At 56.7% G+C, this 224-nt stretch carries 1 protein-coding gene; it reads left to right on the top strand.

Going from position 1 to position 224, the window contains the following annotated elements:
- Positions 1–216, top strand: a 216-nt coding sequence (locus tag AB1K62_RS14705) for a DUF2147 domain-containing protein (RefSeq protein ID WP_367004710.1), incomplete at its 5' end; no start/stop codon positions are given.
- Between the last annotated feature and the right edge of the window lie 8 nt (positions 217–224).

Genomic DNA, 224 nt, shown 5'->3' with positions numbered 1-224 from the left:
CGCGCATTACGCAACCGGCGTCTCAAAGGGCTGGTTGTATTATCCGGGTTCATAGGCGGCCCGCGAGAATGGAAAGGCGGGTCGGTCTACGATCCCGAGACCGGCGACGGTGCGGCGACGGGCTATCTGACATTACGGAAAGATGGCAAGCTCGAAGTAAAAGGCTGTAAGGCAGCGATTTTTTGCAGAACAAAACTGTGGACGCGGGTTAAGTGAAGGCCGTG

It is taken from the genome of Parasphingorhabdus sp. JC815 (assembly GCF_040717415.1).
Taxonomy (GTDB): Bacteria; Pseudomonadota; Alphaproteobacteria; order Sphingomonadales; family Sphingomonadaceae; genus Parasphingorhabdus.
This window is presented reverse-complemented; position numbering and strand designations above follow the sequence as displayed.